Annotated in this window: 16 protein-coding genes and 1 pseudogene; 6 read left to right on the top strand and 11 right to left on the bottom strand. The window is 71.4% G+C overall.

Annotated elements, in window-relative coordinates:
• Nucleotides 1-2: 2 nt before the first annotated feature.
• A complete protein-coding gene (locus ACFW6B_RS08685; protein ID WP_386593459.1) occupies nucleotides 3-500 on the bottom strand; it encodes a winged helix-turn-helix transcriptional regulator in 498 nt (165 codons plus the stop codon).
• Between the two features lie 90 nt (nucleotides 501-590).
• Here ACFW6B_RS08685 and ACFW6B_RS08680 point away from each other — a divergent pair, with 90 nt between their 5' ends.
• Nucleotides 591-995: a hypothetical protein gene (locus ACFW6B_RS08680; RefSeq protein ID WP_386593458.1), complete on the top strand. Its 405-nt coding sequence runs from the start codon at nucleotides 591-593 to the stop codon at nucleotides 993-995.
• 41 nt (nucleotides 996-1,036) lie between these two features.
• Here the strand turns inward: ACFW6B_RS08680 and ACFW6B_RS08675 are convergent, their stop codons facing one another.
• From ACFW6B_RS08675 to ACFW6B_RS08650, 6 genes are all read right to left on the bottom strand, one after another.
• Complete coding sequence (locus ACFW6B_RS08675) at nucleotides 1,037-2,185, bottom strand: hypothetical protein (RefSeq protein ID WP_386593456.1); 1,149 nt, start codon at nucleotides 2,183-2,185, stop codon at nucleotides 1,037-1,039.
• Between the two features lie 17 nt (nucleotides 2,186-2,202).
• Nucleotides 2,203-3,525 carry a TIGR02679 family protein gene (locus tag ACFW6B_RS08670; RefSeq protein WP_386593454.1) on the bottom strand — a complete coding sequence of 441 codons (1,323 nt, stop codon included), beginning with the start codon at nucleotides 3,523-3,525 and terminating at the stop codon, nucleotides 2,203-2,205.
• Nucleotides 3,516-7,748 (bottom strand): TIGR02680 family protein, encoded by a 4,233-nt coding sequence (locus ACFW6B_RS08665; protein WP_386593452.1) that lies wholly within the window; start codon nucleotides 7,746-7,748, stop codon nucleotides 3,516-3,518. The genes ACFW6B_RS08670 and ACFW6B_RS08665 overlap by 10 nt, the downstream gene beginning before the upstream one ends.
• A gap of 8 nt (nucleotides 7,749-7,756) precedes the next feature.
• A complete protein-coding gene (locus ACFW6B_RS08660) occupies nucleotides 7,757-8,971 on the bottom strand; it encodes a TIGR02678 family protein (protein ID WP_386593450.1) in 1,215 nt (404 codons plus the stop codon).
• Nucleotides 8,968-10,509, bottom strand: a complete 1,542-nt coding sequence (locus ACFW6B_RS08655) for a TIGR02677 family protein (protein ID WP_386593448.1) — start codon at nucleotides 10,507-10,509, stop codon at nucleotides 8,968-8,970. Before ACFW6B_RS08655 ends, ACFW6B_RS08660 begins: the two co-directional genes overlap by 4 nt.
• A gap of 214 nt (nucleotides 10,510-10,723) precedes the next feature.
• Nucleotides 10,724-11,233, bottom strand: a complete 510-nt coding sequence (locus ACFW6B_RS08650; RefSeq protein ID WP_386593446.1) for a hypothetical protein — start codon at nucleotides 11,231-11,233, stop codon at nucleotides 10,724-10,726.
• 372 nt (nucleotides 11,234-11,605) lie between these two features.
• Between ACFW6B_RS08650 and ACFW6B_RS08645 the strand changes: the two genes are divergently transcribed.
• A complete protein-coding gene (locus tag ACFW6B_RS08645; RefSeq protein ID WP_386593444.1) occupies nucleotides 11,606-11,914 on the top strand; it encodes a hypothetical protein in 309 nt (102 codons plus the stop codon).
• A gap of 260 nt (nucleotides 11,915-12,174) precedes the next feature.
• Here the strand turns inward: ACFW6B_RS08645 and ACFW6B_RS08640 are convergent, their stop codons facing one another.
• Together ACFW6B_RS08640 and ACFW6B_RS08635 are read right to left on the bottom strand one after the other, a co-directional pair.
• Complete coding sequence (locus ACFW6B_RS08640; protein ID WP_386593442.1) at nucleotides 12,175-14,160, bottom strand: YncE family protein; 1,986 nt, start codon at nucleotides 14,158-14,160, stop codon at nucleotides 12,175-12,177.
• A 357-nt stretch (nucleotides 14,161-14,517) separates the two neighbouring features.
• Entirely contained in the window at nucleotides 14,518-15,783 is a 1,266-nt protein-coding gene (locus tag ACFW6B_RS08635) for a hypothetical protein (protein WP_386593440.1), read from the bottom strand.
• Nucleotides 15,784-16,021: 238 nt separating this feature from the next.
• Here ACFW6B_RS08635 and ACFW6B_RS08630 point away from each other — a divergent pair.
• Nucleotides 16,022-16,888 (top strand): annotated as a pseudogene (locus ACFW6B_RS08630) (IS3 family transposase); the annotation flags it as partial.
• Nucleotides 16,889-17,093: 205 nt separating this feature from the next.
• Nucleotides 17,094-17,351: a hypothetical protein gene (locus ACFW6B_RS08625; protein ID WP_386593438.1), complete on the top strand. Its 258-nt coding sequence runs from the start codon at nucleotides 17,094-17,096 to the stop codon at nucleotides 17,349-17,351.
• Between the two features lie 202 nt (nucleotides 17,352-17,553).
• On the opposite strand, the gene ACFW6B_RS08620 is transcribed toward ACFW6B_RS08625, so the two are convergent.
• Both ACFW6B_RS08620 and ACFW6B_RS08615 read right to left on the bottom strand, forming a co-directional pair.
• A complete protein-coding gene (locus ACFW6B_RS08620) occupies nucleotides 17,554-17,880 on the bottom strand; it encodes a hypothetical protein (RefSeq protein ID WP_386593436.1) in 327 nt (108 codons plus the stop codon).
• A 726-nt stretch (nucleotides 17,881-18,606) separates the two neighbouring features.
• Entirely contained in the window at nucleotides 18,607-19,416 is an 810-nt protein-coding gene (locus ACFW6B_RS08615; RefSeq protein WP_386593434.1) for a hypothetical protein, read from the bottom strand.
• 360 nt (nucleotides 19,417-19,776) lie between these two features.
• On the opposite strand from ACFW6B_RS08615, the gene ACFW6B_RS08610 reads away from it, so the two are divergent.
• Entirely contained in the window at nucleotides 19,777-20,067 is a 291-nt protein-coding gene (locus ACFW6B_RS08610) for a hypothetical protein (RefSeq protein WP_386593432.1), read from the top strand.
• A gap of 831 nt (nucleotides 20,068-20,898) precedes the next feature.
• Nucleotides 20,899-21,663, top strand: a complete 765-nt coding sequence (locus ACFW6B_RS08605; protein WP_386593430.1) for a hypothetical protein — start codon at nucleotides 20,899-20,901, stop codon at nucleotides 21,661-21,663.
• Nucleotides 21,664-21,712 lie beyond the last annotated feature (49 nt).

Here is a 21,712-nt window from a genome sequence, read left to right as displayed (position 1 = left end):
CCTCAGGCGGTGAAGCGCCTTTGGACGTCCGGGCGTTCGGCGAGGTGCGGCGGGTAACCGGGGCCGAGCCTCGGACGGGTGTCCCCGGCCGTCATCGGCTCACCGCAGTCGGCGCACACGACGGCGGCCTCGGCCTCGTGCCCGCAGCGGTCGTGGTGGAAGACGACGGGCGGCCCCTGCTCACCGCTGAGCCAGCGGTTGCCCCAGCTGTTCATGGCGGCCAGGACCCCGAAGAAGTCCCGGCCCATCTCGGTGAGGACGTAGTCGTAGCGCACCGGGTCCGTCTGATAGGCCCGCTTCTCCATGAGCCCCTCGTCGACCAGCCTGCGGAGCCGGTCGGTCAGCGTGTTGCGCGCGATGCCGAGCTCCTGCTGGAACGCGTCGAACCGCTTGATCCCGTAGAACGCCTCCCGCAGCACCAGCGGCGTCCACCAGTCGCCGAGCAGATCCATCGTGCGCGCGATGGAACAGGGCCAGTTCGCAAAAGAAGTCCGCCTCACATGTCCAGCATACGAAGGTCCGGTGACGGGCCCGCCGCCCCGGAGGACGACGGGTGCCGCGGGTCGGCGACGGCCACTACCGTGGGCCCCATGAGCACCGGGGGGAGCTTGCCGGAACGGCCGTCCGACGACGCGGCCGTCGTGCGGTACGGGCGGCAGGAGGTCACGCCCGGTCTGATCGTCGCCGCGTTCGCCTGGTCGGTCGCCGCCGACGGCCTCCCGAGGCTGCGCCACCGCGTCGAGCTCACCAACATGGCCAACGCCACCCCGGACGTCGAACGCGCCTGCTTCCGCTGGGTCCCGCCCGGCCTCTGGCACGGCAACAAGTGGCAGCCCGAGGGCTACGAGGGCCGCCCCGACCGCGCCGGCCACCGCCGCAGACTGCGCGCGAACCCACGAACCCCGGCCCAGCGGACGGAAACCCCACCCTCACCACACACCACCGTCCCGCCCGAGGCCCCCCGGGACCGGATCCGCTCCGACAGGCCCGGCTGACCGGAGACGCGGGACGACCCGCGCGCCGTGCGGCGCCCCCGTCAGGCAGATGCCTCCCGGCCGTCGACGAGCCCCCGGATCGCGGACAGGACGCCTTCCAGGGCGCCGGGCTCCGCGGCGAGGGCGGTCAGGGAGACGGACGGCCAGGCGTTGTACTCCTTCGCCGGCAGCGCCTCCAGCCTCTCCGCCAGTCCGGGAACGGCCGGCAGGGACGCGGCGAACGCCGCCGCCCGCTCGCGGCCGAGGTGATGGGTGATCGACCCGAAGGCGAAGGAGAGGTCGTCGCAGACCGGGTCGTCCTGCAAGGACAGGGTCCAGACCGGCACCTGCCGCCCGGAGACGAGGTAGTGGACGGACATGCTCCGGTACTTGGCCGTTCCGCCCTCCGGCCGCCCGTCGGCCGCCGCGCGATCGAGCAGGACGGTCGCGATCCGCCGCACCTCCGGGTCGGGGCGGGACCGGATCGCCGCGTCCATCTCGGCCCGGGTGGTCCGCTGCGCGGTACGGCGGCCGGAGGGGGACTTCGCCACCGTGGCGACCTCCCCGTGAACGCGCGGCACGAGGACACGGAGGCCTTCCCCGCCGCGGTACTGGGTCAGCTCCACCGCGTACACGTCGGTCTGCCGCATCTGCCGGTTCAGGAACTCGACGATCGCCCGCAGTTCCAGCGGAATCCGGTCGGCGACGAACAGCAGCCGCATCTGCCCGGCGGCCAGCCGCTCCTCGACCGTCAGCCAGAACCCGTCCGCGGAACCCTCGCCGAGGAGCTCCCCGTACGCCTCCTCCAGGGGACGCCCGTCCTTGGCGCAGGTGTCCTCGAAGGACCGCCGCAACAGGGCGGCCGGCCAGTAACGGGCGGCGTTCGCCGCGTAGTCCAGCATCTGCCCGACGACCTCACGACGGATCCGGGTGTCGGTGGCCCGTTTGACCTCCACCAGCGTCGGCACACCGTCGGCGTCGACGAAGAGGTGGTCCAGCCAGTACGCCGGCCCGCTCTCCGTGCTCGTCGGGACCCCCATCTCCCGGGCCACCAGCGTCAGCCGCAGCGGCCGGCCGTCGGCCAGGGAGCCGAAGTCGAGCACCCGCGGATGCCGCGCGAGCAGTTCCTGGAACTCCTCCTCGGTCTCGAATCCGGCGAGTTCCAGCGCCTGCAGTTCCTCGCCCAGGAAGAACACCGGCTGATCGGTCATGCGCTCCCCGTCTCCCATCACCGTTCCCGCGCGGCGGCGGTCGGTCCGCCCGCGTCCCCCGCGGTGCCGCCCCCCGTGATCCGGTGGGCCGCGGTCCGCAGATCCGAGAGCAGGGCGTCGAGGACGGACTCCTCCTCGACACGCACTCCGTGCTCGGCCATCGCGGCGGCCAGGCCCGGATCCCACGGTGTCGCGGCGGCCGTGCCCGTCAGGTGCTGCGGCTCGCTCAGCCCGGCCACGGCCGCCCGGTAGTCGGGGGCTCCGTACCGCCAGGGGCGCCACGGGGCCACGCGTCCGAGCGCGGTGGTGATGCGCACCCCGCCCCAGTCGAAGTCCGCGTGGTGGAGGAGCACCGCTCCGCGCGCGGACAGGCCGCGCAGCAGGGTGAGCGCGGCCGCCGAGGGCTGGCCCTGGAGGCACACCATGGGCGGGCACGCCGGGCCGAGCGCGTCCGCCGCGGCGGACAGGACGGCCGGGTTCTCGCACACGTGGACGTCCCCCGTCGCCGTCGTGATCCCGTTCGCGGTCCGGCGGGTGAGGGACCGCAGCGTCAGGACCACGGGCTCGCCCTCGTCGGCCGTCAGGTCGAGGGCCGGCGTGCCGCGCAGGTTGAGGGTGAGGACGGTGGACGACACGTCGTCCATGAGCAGTCCGGCCGAAGCCCAGGCCCCGCGTCGCCACTCGGCCCCGGCCCCGTCGGGGAAGCCGGTGAGCGCGCGGATCCCCGACAGTACGAGCGTGGCGAGCGGGGTTCCCTCGTCCAGGGCGTGGGCGCCGGTCAGACGCAGTGCCGCGAACGCCGCCCGTGACGTCGGGGGATCGGCCGGCAGTGCCCGCAGCGCCCGCACGGCGGCGGCGACGAGGGGGCCGGCGGCGTCGGGGGTGCGGGCGAGCCGTCGTACGAGACCGTCCTCGCGGATCCGCCGGGCCCAGCCGGCCAGTCCGGTGTTCACGGTGCCGAGCGGGGCCAGCGCCTCCTCCCACGCCTCGGCGATCCTGTCCCGTGTCTCCGCGCGCGATGCGACGGGCCCGGTGAGGGCGATCACTGCGGTCTCCAGGCCGTCGGGGCTGACGCCGGAGCGGCGCAGGACCTCGTCCACCGTGTCGAGGCGTACGGTCAGGGACCGGCCGACGCTCGGAGGGCGTCCCAGCAGTCGCTCGGCGGCCCGGCGCTGGAGGTCGTCGGGGTGCGCCAGGGTGACCGTCCCGGTGAGCGGCCGCCCGGCCGCCATCCGCTGCCGGACGCGTTCCAGGAGCCAGGCCAGTCCCGGGTCCCCGAGCAGCCGCCCGAGCCGTTCGCCGTCGGCCTTCGCCCCGGCCGGCAGGGGGTTCACGTCCACGGGGCCCCCGGTGCCGCCGTGACACCGGGCGCGCCGGGCGCGCCGGCTTTCCGGGCGGGGCCCGGTGCGGGGGCGGACGTGGGCGCGGCGGCGGGATCCCGTCCGGAGGCGTGGGCCTGGGCGGGAACCGGCGCCGGGTCCGCGGTGGTTCCGGGCTCGGGGCCGCGTCGCCGTTCGCCGCCGTCCCACTCCCACCGGGTCACCAGGACGGCGTCGATGTCGTCGACCCGGGACAGCTGGGCGATGGCGATGCCGGGCACCTGCGGGTAGCAGGCCCACTCGCGTTCGCTGGTCATGACGACGTCGAGGTCGAAGGCGCGCAGCAGGCCCAGGCACTTGGCGCGGGAGTCGTCGTCGACGCCGGCGAACGCCTCGTCGAGGGTGACGAGGCGCGGGGCGTGGGCACCGCCCGCGCTCGCGTAGTGGGAGGAGGCTGCGGCGAACAGGGGGACGGAGGCGGCGAGGACGCGTTCGCCGCCGGAGGCGGGGCCGGTGGCGGGCACCCATTTGCCGTGCTGGTGGCGTTCGACGCCGAACTCGTGCCAGGCGCGGTAGTCGAGGGCGGCGGTGAGGTCCTCCTGCCAGCTGCCGGTGCGGTCGTCGGCCTGCCGGCGGGCGATCTGCTCCTGGAGGAAGGCGCCGACGGCGGCCCGGTCCTCGGGTGACCAGGCGTCGGCGGACTGGCGCAGCCGGTCCCGGGCCTGGGCCAGCCCCTGCGGGGCCCGGCGGGAGGCGCGCCAGACCAGGCGCAGCTTCATGCCCGTGGAGGTCGGGCGCTCCTCCAGCTCCTTGTTCATGGCGCGCACTTGGCGTTCGGCCGCGCCGATCAGTTCCTGGAGGGTGCCGGCGACCTCGGTGATCAGGTGCGTCTGGAGGATCTCGCGTTCGTGCGCGGACAGGATGCGGGTCAGTTCGGCGACCTCGGTGGCGAGGGCCTCGGCGAGTTCGGGCACGGCGCGTTCGCGGCCCTGGTAGACGATGTCCACGCGCATGCCGTCCTCGCCCGGTCGGGCCGTGGCGGTGTGGCCGTGCCGGGACAACGCGTCCTGGAGCCGCCCGAGTTCCTCGCTGAGATGTTTCTGGATGCGTTCCCAGGCCGCGTCGGAGTCGTCGGTCGTGGCGAGACGGGACTCGACGGCGCGGGCGAGGGTCACGGCGGGGGTGGCGGCCCACGGTCCGCCGTCCTCGTCCGGCACGGGCAGGTCGGGGAGGGCCACGGCGAGCAGTCCGGTCGTCGTGAACCGCTGGAGCGCGGCGACGGCCCGTTCGCGTGCGGCGGTGGCGTCGGTGACGTCCTCGGCCAGCCGCTCGATGCGCCCCTCGGCGTGACCGGCCCGCCGGTCGGCGGCCTGGATGTCCTCCTGGGCCTGCCGCTGTTCGTGCTCGCAGGCGCGTGCGGCTTCCCCGGTCTCCGCCAGCAGCCGCTGGAGTTCGGCGACGGCCGCTCCGACGGTGGAGCGGAGGGTGCGCAGGTGTTCGTCGGCGGCCGCGGCGAGGCGGGCCGCCTCCGTGGCGCGTCCGGCGAGTTCGGCGGTGAGCCGCTCGGCACGGCCGGTCTCGGTCCGTTCCGCGTCGACCGCCCGCTCGGCGTCCGCGCGCTCGCGCGACGCGGGCCAGAGCGCGGCGAGGTGGACGGCGTGGTCGGCGAGCGCCTGCCGTACGGCGGCCAGTCCGTCCCGGCCGGCGGGGAGGTTCAGGTCGGCTGCCGTGCCGCCGAGTTCGTCCGCCGCGCGGTCGGCCTCGGCCGTCGCGCGGACCAGTCCGGCGGCCCGCTCCCGCTGCCTGGTACGAGCCCGGTGGGCGGCTTCGGCCACCGCTCCGAGCCGGGCGTGGGCGCGGCGCAGGTCGTCCTCGCCGGGTACGGAGCCGAGTTCGGCGTCGAGGACCGCGCGCCGGTCGGACACCTTCCCCCGTTCTTCGGCGAGTTGCTCCCGTTCGGCCGCCAAGGCCGCCTGTTCGACGCGCAGTCCGGCGATCCGGTTGCGCCGGTCCCGCTCCCTGGCCCCCTCCCCCACGTACTGGGCGCTGTCCTTGGCCCAGCCGCCGGTGAGCGCGCCGACCCGGAAGCGGCCGTCGGTGGAGACCCAGGTACGGCTGTCGCCGTCCTCGTCCGCGGCCACCAGCGCGACGGCGGCCAGCAGGCGCCGGACGGTCTGCTCGCCGACGGCCGCGGCTCCGGGGTCGGCGTGGTCGACGGCCGGGCACAGCGCGCGGTCGAGTCCGTGTCCGGTGGGCAGGTCGAGCGGGTCGAGGAGTACGTCGTGGCCGTCCGCCGGCAGCACCGTGCCGTCCGGCCGCACCCAGGCGTCGAGGAGCCCGGACGCCTCCAACGCGGCTTCCAGGCCCGCCCGTTGCGTCTCCGTCACGTGCGGGAGGAAGTCGACGAGGCGCCACAGCGGGGCGCCGGGGGCACGGGTGCGGAGGCCGGCGGAGCGGGTGTGGGGGGCGGTGGGGCCGCGCTGTCCGCCGGTTTCCAGTGCGGCCAGTTCCTCGGCCCCCTGGCGCAGGCGTTCGGCCGCGGTGGTCTCCGACTGGGCCAGCGCGGCGGCCCGGTCGGCGAGCCGGGCGCCGAGCGTGCGGTGGGCGGCGGTGGCGGCGAGCCGGGCCGGGTGGGGCCCGTCCAGGCCGCCCGTCCAGGCCTGCACGGCGTCGAGCACCCCCGGCAGCCCGTCGACGCGCAGTTCCACGCATCCCGACAGGTGCTCCCGTACGGCCGCGACCAGGGCGTGTCCCGCCGCCGTGACCGCCTCCCCGGCCTCGGCCAGCAGCGCCGCGCCGTGCCCGGCCTCCTCGTCGGCCTCGTCGGCGCGCAGCCGGGCGGCCCTGCGGGCCTCCTCCGCGCGTTCGGCCGCCGTCACGAGGGCCTCCACGTGCTCCACGGCCCGCCGTCTGCTCGCCGCGGCCTCCTCGGCGGCGCGGCGCAGGGCCGGAGCGGGGGCTCCGGAGGTCCGGGGTGCGTCGATGCGCGCCGCCGTCGCGCTGGCGGCGGTCCGGCCTTCGATGTCGTCCAGGGCCTCCTGGGCGGCGGTCAGCCGGTTCGTGGCGGTGCCGAGCCGGCCGAGGGCCCGGGTGTGCGCTTCGGCGGCCTGTTGCCGGTCCGCCTCGGAGCGGACGGTGTCGTCGGCCGTGCGGGAGGCGTCGGCCGCCGCCCGGTCGAGGGCGCGGGCGTCACGCATCTCGGGCCCGGACCGCAGGGCCGCGTCCTGGGCGCCGAGCCGTGCCGCCCGCTCGGCGAGCGCCGCCGAGCGGTCCTGTGCCTCCGTCCGGTCGGTCACGGCCTGGTCGTGATCGGCCTGCGCCCTGACGAGTTCCCGCTGGAGGTGTTCGTAGCGGGCGTGCTCGGCACGGGGCAGGCGGGCCCGGCGGCGGGCTGCGATGCGGGCGTAGCGCCGGTAGTGGTCGAGGAACGCCGACGACGCCTGCTCGGCCTCGCGGGCCGCCCGCAGTTCCTCCTTCTCCTCGTCCAGCGACCGGAACGCCTCCGCCGCGTCGGCGATGACCGCCTGGTCCATCGGCGGCAGCGCCTCCGTCAGCGCCCGCGACAGGGCGGCCTCGTTGGGCCGCTTGGACAGCTGGGGCTGGCGCAGCTGGATGAGGAGGTCGACGAGTGCGCCGTAGCGCCGCTCCCCCAGCCCGAACAGGGCCTCGTCGACCGCGCGGCGGTACGCCTTGGCGGTGTCGTACACCATGCCGTGGCCGCCGACGGCCTCGGCGAGCCGGTCCCGGGACAGGGCGGTGCCGGTGGCGTCGAGCAGGTCGAGTCCGGCGGCGATCCGCTGGGTGGTGACGGCGAACCAGTGGCGGGCGATGCCGCGTCCGGCGACGGCCTTCAGGCCGCACAGCAGGGTGCGGAAGTGGGCCTCTCCGGTGGTCTCGTCGAGTCGGCCGAACTCGATCCAGGTGTAGCCGAGCCGTTCCGGGTGGGGGTGTTCGCCGCCCAGGAGCAGGTTCCACTCCATGCGCTTGCCGGGGTCGCCGTCGGGCTCGACGCGGCGTGCGGAGAGGTCGCCGTCGAGCAGGAACGGCAGGGTGAGGGCGAGCACCTTCGACTTGCCCGTGCCGTTGTTGCCGCGCAGCAGCAGCCGGCCGTCGCGGAACCAGAACTCCTCGACGTCGTAGTGGAACAGGTCGACGAGCCCGATCCTCAGGGGCCGCCACCGGCCGGGCGCGGGCGCGGGCAGGAAGAGGTCCCAGGGCTCGGTCTGTACGGTCGGCGCGGTCACGGCGCGGGTCACCTTTCGTCGCCGGTCGTTCTGATGACGGCGTCACCGACCGCGTACCGCGCGAGGGCGGGGCGGGGCAGGACGCCTCGCGGGGTGTGCTCGGCGAGCCCGAGGGCCTGGAGCTTGGTCAGGGCCTGTGCCACGAGCGCGGGTTCGGCTCCCGGCTCGCGTGCCGTCTTCGACCAGAAGCCGCCGTGTTCCACGGCGAGTTCGCGTACGTGCGCAGCCAGCCCGTCGACCGTGACGGGTCCGTCGGCCCGTGCCAGGTACTGGGCGAGCAGCAGGGTGACGTGGCCGTGGGTGCCCTGTTCCGGCATGCGTACGTCGGTCAGGTCGTCCAAGGGGTCGACCATGGCGATGCCCTCGGCGCGCACCTCGGCGACCAGTCCGGTCAGTTCGGTGATCCGGGTGGTGATGAAGCCGCGTTGCCGGGTGAGGTAGACGAGTTCGTCGTCGGTGAGGTCGTCGTAGTAGAGCACGGGGTCGTCGAGGAGGAGGCGGGTCAGTTTCCAGCGGATGGTGCGGAAGCGCAGTTCGTCGCTGTCGAGGGCGGTCCGTGCCGTCATCTCCGCCAGGCGTCCGGTGAGGTCCTCGGCCTCGACCAGGGAGGGGCCGCGCAGGGAGGCGGGCATCCCGGCGAGGACGCGCCTGCGTACGTCGTACAGCACGTCCCCGGAGCCGCTGACGTACGCCTCCTCGTCGCCGGCGACCCGCCGCAGCACCCCGAGCCGGAGCAGCAGGCGCACGACGGCGGCGAGGTCGAGGCGTTCGTCGCGCCGCTCCAGGGTGAACTCGATTCCGGCGGCGACGAGTTCGGGGTCGGCGGCGGCCAGGACGACCTGTTCGGCGAGGCGGCCGAGGGCGACCTGGGCCTCACCGCGCTCCAGGGCGGCGAGGGTCAGGCAGAGCAGGACGTAGCGGCGGCGGGTGAAGGGCAGGGCGGTGCGGGCCGCCTCGCGGGCGGGGTGGGTGGCGTCGGTGAGGGTGCCGGGTGTCTTGCGCAGCCGTGCGGCGTCGGCGTCGGTGCGCAGCGTCCAGCCGACGTTGCGTTCGAACCAGTCGCGCAGTGCGGTGGCGTGCCGGCGCACCAGCCGGAACTCGTCGGCGTACGGCCCGTCGGCGGTCAGCAGCGGTTCCTTCAGCAACGCGCGTGCGGCGCGCTGGAGTTCGGCCTCGCGCTGGCCTTCGAGGACTTCCGCCAGAGGTCCGGAGGGACCGGTCATCGGCCCTCCCCGGTCCGGGGCGCGGCGAGGTCGACGATGTCGATCAGGTGGTCGGGGCCGCTGAACACGCCGTCCGAGGTGCGCACTTCGGCCGTCCTGCCGTCGTCGAGCGCGGTCAGCCTTATCTCCATCGAGCCGTCTCCACTGGTCGCCGTGGTGGTCGTCATGCCCGGCCGCCAGGTGGCGAGGGCGTCGCCGAGCAGGCGGAGGAACAACTGGAAGGCGAGGGGGTCGAGTTCACCGATCCGGGACAGCCGGACCGGTCCGTCCGTCGCGAGCCGGTCGCGGGCCCGCCCGGTCTCCGCCGTCTGCCGGGCGGCGAGTTCGGCGAGCCGCCGCTTCGCCTCGCCCCGATCGGCCACCCGGCGCGGCTTGCCCCGGCGTTCGTAGCTTCCGGTGCGGCGCAGCTGGGGGCTGATCCGCAGGGGGCGCGCCTTGGCCCAGGGGGTCGAGGCGGGCTCCGGGGCGGCGGCGCGTTCGGCGAGGGTGTCGGCGTCGACGGTGAGGTGCCGGGACGAGTGCAGTCCGAACGCCACCCGCCACAGCCGGTGCCGCGTCTCGTCGTCCGGTGCCTGGGCGAACCAGCGGGCCAGCGTACGGAAGTCGGCGGAGCGGTCCGAGCGCCCGGCCCGGCGCTCGTTCAACTGGCGTACGACCGCGAGCAGTTGCGGAATCGCCCCGAGGGCGCGTCCGCGCAGCAGCCGGGCCTGCGACTCCCGGCCCTCCCCCGACACGAACCACTGCGCGAGCCCCGACCATCGGCCGGCCCACCTCTCGTACGCCACCGCCTCCGCCTGCTCGGCGTCCTCGAACGCGGCGTCGGCGGCCTCCCGCCCGGCGGCGAGGGCCAGCAGCGGCCCCACCCTCCCCCGTTCCTCCAGTTCGCCGATGAGCAGGGCGATCCGCCCGCCGAGTGTGATCAGGTCCTGGATGAACCGCTCCAGGTACTGGATCAGCCGGTCCTTGTACGCGAGGAAGGCCTCGACCTCGATGTCGTGCAGGTCGATGGTGCGCTGCAACGAGCCCATGAAGGCGCGCGCATTGTCCGCGAGGTCGGTGAAGCGGGCCGTGAGGACGGACAGCGCGATGTGCGCCTTGGCCGGATCCGGTTCATCCTCCTGGGCGATCACCAGCAGTGCCCGCAACTGCGTGACGATGTCGCGCAGCGCGACCGCCTGGAGCTCCCCGCGCCGCCCCAGTGCCTCGTCGTACGTCCCGAGCGCCGCCTCGGCCGCCTCGCCGGCCCGCGTGAGCTGGTAGACGAACCGCCTGCGGTAGAAGTCCTCGACCGCCGTCACCCGGGCGTGGTCCGGATCGGCCCGCAGGTTCCCCCAGTTCACCAGCCTGTCCAGCGCCTGCGCCACCGCGTCGAGGTCGGCCGGCCGGCTCCCCGCGTCCAGTGCGGCGTGCACGTCCTCCGGCCGCAGATGCACCGCGAACCGCTCCTTGGCGGTGAGGAAGGCGCGCATCACCTGGCGGTAGAGGGCGGAGTTGGGGACGGTGAGGTGTGCGAACGGGCTGTAGTCCTGCGAGGTCATCGTGGGTCCATTGTTCCCGACCACCGCCCCGCCCGTGCGCGATGTCCGGATTTCGCCCCACGCCGGGACGAAGCGGCACACGTGTCCGAGCTCCTGCACCGGATGTCCTGCGCGCAGGGGTGGGCGGGTTCAGGAACGGGCCGGAACACACGGGCGACGGCGTGTCGGCCCCGCTCCCGGCCGTCGGACATCAGACAGGCGTGGACCCTCCGTGTCAGTGCTGAGCGGGCGCGCCGGTTCCGGGAGGCGGAACGGGAACCCAGTCGCCGCCGCGGTGCGCCAGCCACCACTGCCCGATGGTGTGGAACTTCACCTCGAAGTCACGGTCCCGCTGGAGGAAGCCGGTCATCGGTGCCCGGAGCCGGGTGCGACGGCCGTCGGCCTCGTACAGCGCGACGAACCGGCTGCCCATGATCTGCTCGACGCGGACGCTCTGCACGGACGCCCACGGGATGGTGCGGCGGCGGAGGTTGCGCACCACGGCGGCCGACGGGGTCAGCGTGATCCCGAAGGGAACGGTCACCGAGACCACCGTCGCCAGCAGCGCCGACGCGGCCCACGGGACGAGGAACCACGGCCCGAACGCCGCTCTGCCGGCGGGGTTGAGGGAGTTGAGTCCCAGGCTCAGGAACACGGGCGTCACGGGCAGCAGGCACTGCCGGATGCCCAGCCGGAAGCGGATCCCGTCCTGTGCGGGGACCGCGCCCGCCTGGAATTTCGTCATGTCCGCCCCGCCTCCCCCGGCCGCACGCGGCCGGCCCGTTCATGATCGCCTGCGCAGCATGGCAGACGGTCACGGCATGACCGGAGGCACCCCGGCCTCCACCGGCACGACGGACGGCCGGAGCCCCGTCCAGCCGGTCGGACGGACCTGGAGCCGGAACGCGCGCCGGACGAGCGCCACGGCGGAAACACCGGCTGCCCCGTGGAGACGCGAGTCCGTCGCCGGCACCTCCGGCCCCGGTCAGGATCGCGGCGGGGCATGAGAGCCGCCCCTGACCACTGACCGGCTCAGGAGCCGTTCTTGCCACGACCACGCGGATCGACGCGACACCTGTCCTTGCAACCCGTGCAAGCGCCGTCGGATCATGGCGCGATGCGACCTGAGGTGCTGGCGTTCATCGCCGACGGCCCACTCCCCGATGGGGACGGCAGCGAAGAAGAGATCGACAGACGTTGCCGGCAGTTGGACGCCGTCTCCCGGCGCGTGACAGGGGAGGAGGCGCGGGCTCTGGTGGACTGCTTCGGGCCGGACGACTGCTACGGAGTGGCGTGGACCCTGCTCCACCTCATCGAGACCGGCCCCAACCCGGTCATCAAAGCGCGTCCGGCCCCGGACGCCAACGAGTGGCACGTCCGTCTGTGGAGACGAGCGGACAACGCCGGGCTTTACCCAGCCCCCTGAGGCCCGCGCGCGGCGCGGGCGCGGCGCGGGCGCGCTGCGCGCATGCGGGCGAGGACGGGAACCCCTCTGTGGCTGAGGTGGTCGGCTCCAGCCTCGCGCCCGATGTCCCCTCGCCCGACTGGGCGGTCCGCTCCGAGGAGTGGCCGGCGCGCGCCACCGTGTCCTTGAGCGTGACACTCGGCTCTGTCGCACCCCCTGAGGAGGACGTACTCCAAGGCCCGGCGCGTCATCGGATGCGCCGGGCCTTGGGGCGGGCGGCCTCAGCTGGTGAAGGTGAAGTACTTCCAGGAGCCGTGCGTGGTCGCGTTCACGGTGTCGTTCGAGGAGTTGTTGATGTAGGACGACCGCACGCGCATCGAGTAACCGGTCTTGTGCGTGCCGCCCAGTTCCACCACCGACTTGCCCGTGGAGTCGAGCCTGAAATAGTCGTACCCCGCCGACCGCCAGGCGCCGTCGGAGTAGATCTGGAACTCCAGCTTCTGCGCGCGGCCGGAGTAGGCCGTCATCGTGGTCGTGAGGAGTGGATCGGTCGTCTTCCGGAAGTAGTACTTGGTGGCCCCGTTGACCGTGGCCGTCTTGTAGTGGCGGCTCAGGCTCAGCGACACCTTGACCTGCGCGCCCACCGAGCTCGTGGCCGTCTTCGGGGCGGTCCGCGCGTCGCCGGAGAAGGACGCGCTCACCGTGGTGTCGCGCTTCAGGGGCAAGGTGACCGACAGGTTGCCCGCGCTGTTGACCGTGCCGGTCTTGACCAGGTACTTGCCCTTGCCGTCGCCCGCGGTGTCCGCGTAGAGCGAGAGCGTCCGGTTCTTGTACGTCGTGCCGAGGTGAGCGGTGAACGTCACGTTGCTGGCGTAGGCGTAGACGGTGCCGTTCTTGTTCACCGTCAGGGTCGGGGAGTTCCGGGAGACCTCGACCGTGTCGGAGGCGGAGGCAGCCGTGCGATCGGCGCCGCCGGCATAGGAGACCTTGTACGTGACCTTGCTGCCCGCGGGCGGGATGTCGGTGAAGGAGAAGGTCCCGTCCGCCTTCACCGTCGCGGCCGGGAGGGCCTTGCCGTTCGGGGACTCCAGGTCCGTCCGGGTCACCGCGACGGTGGTCCCCGCGGGCAGCCCGAGCGTGTTCGTGACCTTGCCGGAGACGGTCAGCGACTTGGCACGGACTGCGGTCTCCGGGGCGTTCACCGTGACGGTGGTGACGGCCTTGGCGGGGTCGGTGACAACGCGCAGGCGGTAATAGCCCTGGAGGTTGCGTGTGACCGCGAAGAGCCGGCTGCTGTCCGGCGCGAAAGCGAGGTCGCCGTGGTCGAGCAGGGTCTGTTGGGAGACTCCACCCTGTTCGTCGGTGAAATCGGCGGTCCGCCTCGGGGTCGTGCTGCCCGGCTTGTAGATGGACACATGGGGCTTGAAGGAGGCGTAGGTGTCGGTGCCCACCGCGACGAGGCCGTCGGGCGCGACATCCACCGACCGTTGTTCCCAGTAGGTGCTCGGATACCTGACGGTCTCCGACAGGTCCGAGGTCCGATAGACCTGCTGGAAGTCGCGTGATGAGGTGGCCACCACGAGTTCTGTGCCGTCCGGGGTCAGCGCCAGGTCCTCCGCGGTGCCGCCGATGGCTGCGTCCTGCCCGCCGAGGAACGCGGTCCGGCCGGCCGTGCCGGACGACACGTCGTAGATGCCGAGGGTGAAGTAGTACTGGCGCGAGCCGGCCGCCAGGGTGCCGGGAGCGCCGGGTGCCGAGTCCAGCAGGGGAGCGTCCTTCCACGTCCCCTCGGCCTCCTGGGCGAGCGAAACCCGCGCCTGCCCGCCGGACAGGTCGAGAGAGCCGATGTTCCCGTGACCGAGGCTGCCGTAGCCGAACCAGAGTTTGCCGCCCGCGAGCGCCAGGTGCTGCGGATCCGTGCCGTCGCCCGTCGCGTACCGCCCGGCCTTGGTGACCGTCGCCGTGTCGATGGCCACGATCTCGTCGGTTCCCGGCACGGCGACGTAGACCGTTGCCGAGTCGGCGGAGAGCTCCAGGCCGTCAGCCCCCGGCAGCGAGGTGACCGTCCCGATGACGGCGCCGTTGTAGTCGGTGGCGACGACCTTGCCTCCCGACGGGTCACTGATGAAGACCCGCTTGTGAACGCCGTCCACGATGATGTCGCCACTGGACCTGATGGGCAGCTCGGCACTGCTGTCGGCGACGGCGGTGCCCGCGGCCGACCCGATCAGGGCGACAGAACTGAAAGTGACCGCGAGCGCTGTCACGGCCGAAATGCTGCGCACACGCACAGTGATGCAACCCCCACTAGGAAGACGGGACTGCTCACAAGACCCCCGGAGCCCCTTCAGGGTTGCACGGCACCCTGCGCAAGTTTCCGCAGGTCCCACTGGATGCCACCCAGGAGCCGGGCACCTTCGCAGGCGCGCACTCGGATCGCTGCGATCGGGGTCGAGCAGGTCGTGGATCACGGTCGGCCGTGGGTGTCCGAAACACTCGTCGGACATGCGGCCGACGCTGAACAAATCACCTAAAAAGATTTCCAAGGCGCCACCGGTCAAGGCAGCGCGGAAGCCCCGGGCCAGAGGCCCGGGGCGGGTACCACTGCTCGCGTCGGACGGTTGTCAGCTCAGGTTCCGGGCCCGGCGGCGCGCGATGAGGAGCGCACCCGCCCCCGTGACCACTGCCGCGGCAGCCGCGCCCGTGATCGGCAGCGTCGAGGAGCCGGTCTCCGCCAGGTTGCCGCCGTTCGTCGTCGTTCCGTCGTCACCGGTCGACGACGACCCGCCGGTCGAGCCGCCCGTGCCGCCCGTCGAACCGTTCGAGCCACTGGTCGAGCCGCCCGTACCATCGGTCGAGCCGCCCGTCGAACCGTTCGAGCCACTGGTCGAGCCGCCCGTCGAGCCGGTCGACCCCCCGCCCGTGACGTCCAGTGTGATGTCGGCCTTGTCGTTGGCCTTGTCGTGGTCGAACGGCCGCGGTTCGGTGCTCAGCGCGATCGAGCCCTTGGCGCCCGCGACCCGCTTGTCGATCTTCAGCTTGAAGGTGTAGACCATTTGGGCGTCCTCGGCCATGTGCATACCGAGGTGCGCGGGGCAGCGATACGACCCGCCCTCGGCGTGGCAGTAGTAGTCGCGCTTGACGACCGAGGTTCCGGCGGGAGGCGTGACCATGACTTGGACGCCCCGCTCCCCTTCTTCCCCTTCCAGAACCCAGGCGGGCCCGGCGTTGGCGAACTTCACCTTCATCGTCACCGTGTCACCGACCTTCCCCCTCAACGCGGCACCCGTCACCTGGTAGTCGGCCGTGTTGACGGAGGTGACCGACACACTGACAAGTCTCGCGGAACCCTCGCCCCCGGCCGGTTGCTCGACCAGTTTCACCGCCGGCGCGGTCCCCGCCACCGACGGTTCTCCGTTCTCGTCGTCCATCGGGGCGCCGCCGTCCCCGACACGCACACGCAGCCTGTCCTTGTACGCGCGGTCCAGTGCCTTGACACGGAGAGGCTTCTCGGGCGTGTAGACGACGCCCGGCTCCACCGCCTGATCGAACGCGCACGTCGCGGTCCAGTTCTCGGGCATCTCGTCGTAGGACCTAATGTGCTGTACACGACAGTTGGAGGGAACGTCCACGAAGCCGAGCCCCCGGGTGACGGAGTAGGAGACCCACACCTTCTCGGCGGTCCCGCCCTTGTTCGCCACGGTGGCCGACAGGTCGAAGGTGCCCCCCGGCTTCAACCCGTGGATCGGCTCGATGCCTCCGACGACCAGTTCGGGTACGGCTCCATCGCCGAAGGCGGCGGGAGCCGCGGCCAGCACGATCAGGCCGGCGGCGCCGAGGGCGGCGACAGCGGCACCGGGGGCGCGACGGTTGCGTGGGGGTATCGGCATGGAGAGATCCTCTGCTGGGACGCGGGTGAACGGACGGCGCCTTCCGGGGGAACGGTCCTTCGACCACTAGACCCTCGCCGATCTCCAACGGTTGTACGTCCGGCGCCTCCTCCGTCTCGGGATCACACCTGCCGGAAGCCGTGAGCCCCGCCCCGGTGTCGGCACCGACCTGCCCCACCTCTCAGGTTCCAGTTCTGCTGGCTAACTGACGGCCTTCACGAAAGGCTGTCGGACATGCATCGACAACGGCCGGCGTCCTGGCAGGGTCTCGGAGGAGTCCGCGGAACTGCGTGCAGCACGGCGGCGGATCCGTGAGCTGGAGACCGAGCTCGAGATCGTCCGCAAGGCCGCCAAGTTCCTCGGCGAGGACGGGCCGGCCCCCAAAGGCTCTACCCGGTGATCGACCGACTCGTCGTGCCGGGGCACCGGTCGACCGATGCTGCCGGATCCTCGGGGTCGCCCGGCAGAACCACTACAAGCACAAGCGCACCCCGACCACACCGCGGCAACTGCGGCGGGAGTGGCCGACCGGGCTGATCCGGGAGGTCCACGTCGCCTCACGCGGCACCTACGGCTACCGCCGTGTCCATGCCGAGCTCACCCTGGGCATGGGCATCCAGGTGTGCTCGAGGACCGTGTCCATGCTGATGACACAGGCCGGGATCCACGGACTGCCCGGACCGGTGCGGATCAAGCGCCTGCGGGGCGTCGTCACCGCCGATGACCTGGTCAACCGGAAGTTCCACCGGCTGCGTCCCAACGAGCTGTGGGTCACCCACATCACGCAGCACCGCACCAGAGAAGGGTGGGTCTACTGCGCAGCGGTTCTGGACGCGTTCAGCCGCAAGATCGTGGGCTGGTCGATCGACTCCAGACAGGACTCCCCCCCTCGTGGTCAACGCGTTGGACATGGCTCTCCGCAACCGGCGCCCCGAACCAGGCGGAGTCGTTCTGGTCCTCGATACAGATCGGGCTGTTGAACCGCCGACGGTGGAAGACCCGGGTCGAACTGGCCAACGCGATCTTCGAGTACATCGAGATCTTCCACAACCGACAGCGGCGCCACTCAGCACTGGGCTACCGCACCCCGATCGAATACGAACTACTCTCCGAACAAGACACCATCCCCGCCGTCAGTCAGCCACCACAGCTGGAACCCAAATGGTGGAGCAGGTCAACCCGAACCTGCAGCAGACCCGTGTGTGGGTCGACGGCCAACGGGATGGGAGCGGGGGTGAGTGGTGGGTTGGGGCAGCATGATCGCTGGCACTCACACCAGCTGCAGGAGGGGCCCTCTTAAGATCACAGCCATGACGAGCCCCCTGGCACACGACGATCACATTGACGACCGTGAGGCCTTCATCGCCTTCCTGGCGCGTCTTCGCGCAGATCATGCAGCCAATGGTCAGCAGTGGGAGAACGCAACGCTGGCCAACTTCCTGGAAGCGCTGGAAGCCTGGGTCGCTGATTCGCCAGGGTGGTACCGAAACTTCGGGCATGACCTGCCCATCGAAGGTGACTGGACGTTCTTCGCCCGTGCTCTGACTGCCGCCACGGTCTACGAATAGCCCTGCCCATGGTGCCGTGCCCCTTGTGTGCCCGATCGAGCGGGGAACACCGGGAAACGACGGTCACTCGCGGACAGCCCACAGCACGGCGGCCCCTGACCGATTGGCCTGGTCAGGGACCGTTCACCTGCGCTGGGTGTGGGATTTGAACCCACGGTGACATCGCTGCCACGACGGTTTTCAAGATTGTCCTCCGCTGGGCTCACCGCGGCAGATCGAGGTGCGCGAGCAGGCGCAGCACACCGGCGAGGTGATCAAGATCGTGCCACAGGGCAATGACGTCTTCAGGGGCGCGCCGCACAAGCGCTGCGATCTCGGCGACATCGTCGCTGACCTGTCCGCAGTCGAGCTGCGCTGTCGGCGTCTGGCTCATGTCGAACGCGGCTGCAAGATCGAGGCTCCAGTAGTAGTCGACGGGAAGCTCGGAGAGGTCCACCTCATCGCCGAACCGGCGTTCCGTCTCGTCCAGGAGTACGGAACAGGCTCGCCGGAGATCGGCCATCCTCAGCACGTGTTCGCTCTGCGTCATACACGCGATGATCCCGGATCACGTCAGCCGCACTCCGCCGATCACGCACCGGCCAACCTGCGTGCTGTACAGCAGTGAAGTACAGCAACCAGCACGACCGCAGTCGACCTGATTGCTTGAGACTTGAGACTCCACCGACCTCAACGTCGGCGACGCCCCAGCGTAGGAAGCCCGCCAGAGACAGTTCGAATGCTGCTGCCCCGGCCATCCAAGGCTGGTCGTTCAGGTAGCGGCTCCGCACGCCAGGACGAGGTGTCCTCCTCGGGCTCAGCGTGTCGCCTCACATCCACCGTCTTTTTGAGCGCAATGCGCGCCTCTTCCGGGTCATCCAAGCCTGTCAGCGCACGAACTGCGCCTCGGCATCGAGCCAGTAGTTCAAGGACGTACTTAGCGTTTTGCGGCAGCTCAACAGGCTTGCATGTCGCGCCAGCCACGGGGTGCAGGGCGGCTTGTGGCTGACCTCGATCATCAACCCAAACCCACACACGTATCCGCGGCCAGTTGTCTCGCGCCCCCGTATTCGTCACATCCGCATCCTGCCCGCCTCGATCCTCCGCGGGAAGAGCCTGGCACCTCGGCGTGGGCCGTCCACGGGCTGTCCGAGGCCGCAGGCTTCCGACGTCCACGGCGTTGGACGGAGGCGTGCACCAGCATTTCTGTCCGGCCGCCGCCCCGGTCGTTGGCAGCAGTCGGAGGGGGCTCGGGGTGAACTCGTAAAGCGAAATTTCACCCCCTGGTGGCCAGGTGGAGGAGGGGACGCGGGCGCGGGCCGTAGGGGTAGAGCCACGGGCTCCAGTCACCTTCTTGAAGGTGGGAGATCGCGATGAGTGCGTCGGCGGCGTTCTTGCAGCGTGGGTGGCGTGCCGCGAAGGACGCGATGCGGGGTCGCTGCGTGAGCAGCCAGTCGGCGGCGGTTCGCGGGTCGCCGTCGTACCACCACCAGAATTTGAACTCCTCCCACAGGAAATCCGTCCCCCAGCCCCGTGCCAGTCGGACGAGGCCGGCATCCGCGGCGGGGCCAGAGAGGCCGGCGATGTGGTCCAGCCATGGCTCCAAGCCGCCCGTGGCGTGGGCGACGCCTTCCACGAGGTCGCGGATGTCCTCTGGGGACCGGCCGTCGGTGAGGGCGAGGGTGAGTAGTGCCCGGAACGCCTGCTCGACCGCGGTGCGCTCGGCGACCGGCCAGCCGATCAGTTCGGCCCCGTACCGGCCGAGATTGCGCAGCTCGTAGGACGGGTCGGTACCAGGGCCTGCCGGGCCCAAGCGACGCAAGGCGCGGGGTATGAGGCGGCGCCACAGGACCGGGTACTGGTCCGCGTCCCAGTGATCGACGACCTTGCCCATGAAGCCTTGGAGGACGTCATCGGGCACATCCCGCGGATCACTGCCGAGCACACGCAGTTCCGCTTCCGTGAAGCAGTGAGTGCACCCCAGCACCGGCCGGTCGAGCTCCGGAGGGGAGGCGAAGATCCGGTCCACCTCGGCGAGGGCGAGCCGCCACATCGTGTACGGGTCGGGGACAGGCTGATCGAGCATGACGGCTACCTACCGGGACTCCGCACCGTGAGCCGGGCGAAGAGCGTGACGTTACACGGGTTCCCGCCCAGCGGGAACCCGTTTCCCGGCGCGGGCGAGGACAAGATCCGCAAGACCAGGCCGACTGCCCGCGCCTGAAAGGCAGGCATGGGCTGCCGGGCCGTCCCTGGGCCGTCCGAGGGGCGCCGAAAACGACCGATGGCAACCGACAGTGACAGGTTGTCCACAGAGATCAGTGGCGGAACCCCAGGTCAGAGCCCCCGGCCGAACGGGTTTCCCCCGAGGGCTGGCCGTCAGGCAAGACGGGGCGCTTCTTTCCGCCGGACAGCAGCGCAGTCCGGCACATCCTGGGAGGCATTCGTGATCATCGCTGTCTCGAACGGGCATGACTCGGCCTACCAGCTCCAGACGAGCTTGCTCACGCTGATCTTTGGCGTAGCACTCATCGCTGTCGGGCGGACGCTACGGCGAACCGGACGGTTGCCTGCGTATCTAGACTTCAGACAGCAGGCGTCGGGCTCGCTTGTGCCGCAAGAGGGCAAGAGTGCCGGCGCTATGAAGCTCGGAGCAGCCGCGATAGTCATGGGTGGGGTCTTCCTCTTCGGTACCGCGTGCCTCGTACTCGCCGCGCTGGATGTGCTCGGTCCCTGAGGGCAGCCTTGCCGGAGTGCGCTCCAGCCCCGGGTGAGTGTCTAACTGCGTGACAACGCCAGCAGACAACGACGGGCAGACGCGAACGCCAGTGGACCGTCAGCACAGGCAGGCGACACACCAGCCCAAGACCGAACACCCACTTAAGTTGCTTCGGGACGAAGAGGTCTCCGTGCCACAGCCGTGTCACATCGTGCGGTCAACCACGGTCAACGACGGCTTGCCGCGGTCGAGATGCGCCGTTCACCCGGGCCACCGCTATAGCCGTAGTGACCTGGACGGACATGCCGACGACCACGTCCGCCCTTACAAGGCGGATGTCGGCGGTTCGAAACCGTCCGCGCCCACCAGGACAAAGGCCCCCAGCCGATCATGGCTGGGGGCCTGTGGCGTCCCGATCTGACATCAGTGCCGTCGCTACGGACGGCGGGCATGAGAGCAGCCCCTGACGGATTTATCTGGTCCAGAACTATTCACCTGCGGTGGGTGTGGGATGTGAACCCACGGTGACTCGCGCCGCGATGGTTTTCAAGACCGTCGCGATCTCGGGCGCCTTACCTCCTTGACCTGCAAGGTGACCCTTAGGGCGCCTCCGCAAGCCGCCCGCGGCCCATGCACCGCTCACCGAGGAGGGATCCCTCCACCGTGAGCCTCCTGACGGCCGCCCGGATCCCGGGCACCGCACCGCCCCCCTCCGCCTCGCGGGAAGCGGGGATCGTCTGATGCCCCATTGTGATTCGCAGGTGTACAACCCCGTGCGGATGCTGACTGTCTGTAAGTCGCTGGAGGGATGAGCCTTCGGCGCCTTTCCGCAAGGAGATTGGGGATCAGGTGGGGAAGCAGATCTGGAGAGCCGTCGTAGCCGGTGGTGCGGTGGCGGTGTTCACGGCCGTGGCCGCGGCACCGGCCGGGGCGGCCGAGGGTGGGGTCTCCTTCACCCGTGTCCAGGTGAACGGCGGCAAGCCGATCGTGATCGGGGTGTCGAAGGAGGTCGCGGTGCCCGCCTCCTTCCGGATGGCGACCACGCACAAGTGGAAGTGGCCGGCGGTGTTCCTTTACCGCGGTGGTTCGGGTGATCGGCTGTGGCACGCCATCGAGACGAGCGACTGCAACAAGGTGAGCTCGGGCGTCTGCGACTTCAACGAGACGATGTACTTCGACCCGAGCGTGTGGGACATGCACAACAGCGAGGCCGGGGCCTGGAAGGTCGGGGCCGAGGTGTACTTCGAGGGCGACGGTAACGACTTCGACGACAAGGGTCTGACGGTCCACGTCAAGCGCAACTCCCGCCTGACCGTCAACGCCTCGCCCGAACCGGTGTCCAAGAACAAGACCATCACCGTGACCGGAAAGGTCACGCGGGCCAACTGGGAGACCAGGAAGTACGCCTCATACGCAGGCCGCCAGGTGAGCCTGCAGTTCAAGCCTGCCGGCACCGCCTCCTACACCACGGTGAAGAAGGTGTACGCGAACGGCTCGGGTGATCTCAGGACGACCGTGACGGCCTCCAAGACAGGTACGTGGCGCTGGGTGTACTACGGCAACACCACCACCGGGCCGTCGACATCGGCCGGGGACAACGTCGTGGTGAAGTGATGCCCGCGGTGCCGGCGGGCTGGCGGGGGCCGAGCCGGCGGTAACGGCT

The sequence above is a fragment of the Streptomyces sp. NPDC058751 genome (assembly GCF_042746485.1).
Classification (GTDB): Bacteria; Actinomycetota; Actinomycetes; order Streptomycetales; family Streptomycetaceae; genus Streptomyces.
The sequence above is the reverse complement of the archived record's forward strand: the minus strand, read 5'-3'. Positions and strand labels throughout refer to the sequence as shown.

Coding starts and splice junctions, on each gene's coding strand:
- ACFW6B_RS08675 (WP_386593456.1), bottom strand. CDS start 2,185: ATGACCGATCAGCCGGTGTTCTTCCTGGGCGAGGAACTGCAGGCGCTG.
- ACFW6B_RS08655 (WP_386593448.1), bottom strand. CDS start 10,509: ATGACCTCGCAGGACTACAGCCCGTTCGCACACCTCACCGTCCCCAAC.
- ACFW6B_RS08660 (WP_386593450.1), bottom strand. CDS start 8,971: ATGACCGGTCCCTCCGGACCTCTGGCGGAAGTCCTCGAAGGCCAGCGC.
- ACFW6B_RS08645 (WP_386593444.1), top strand. CDS start 11,606: ATGCGACCTGAGGTGCTGGCGTTCATCGCCGACGGCCCACTCCCCGAT.
- ACFW6B_RS08680 (WP_386593458.1), top strand. CDS start 591: ATGAGCACCGGGGGGAGCTTGCCGGAACGGCCGTCCGACGACGCGGCC.
- ACFW6B_RS08635 (WP_386593440.1), bottom strand. CDS start 15,783: ATGCCGATACCCCCACGCAACCGTCGCGCCCCCGGTGCCGCTGTCGCC.
- ACFW6B_RS08650 (WP_386593446.1), bottom strand. CDS start 11,233: ATGACGAAATTCCAGGCGGGCGCGGTCCCCGCACAGGACGGGATCCGC.
- ACFW6B_RS08620 (WP_386593436.1), bottom strand. CDS start 17,880: ATGACGCAGAGCGAACACGTGCTGAGGATGGCCGATCTCCGGCGAGCC.
- ACFW6B_RS08625 (WP_386593438.1), top strand. CDS start 17,094: ATGACGAGCCCCCTGGCACACGACGATCACATTGACGACCGTGAGGCC.
- ACFW6B_RS08615 (WP_386593434.1), bottom strand. CDS start 19,416: ATGCTCGATCAGCCTGTCCCCGACCCGTACACGATGTGGCGGCTCGCC.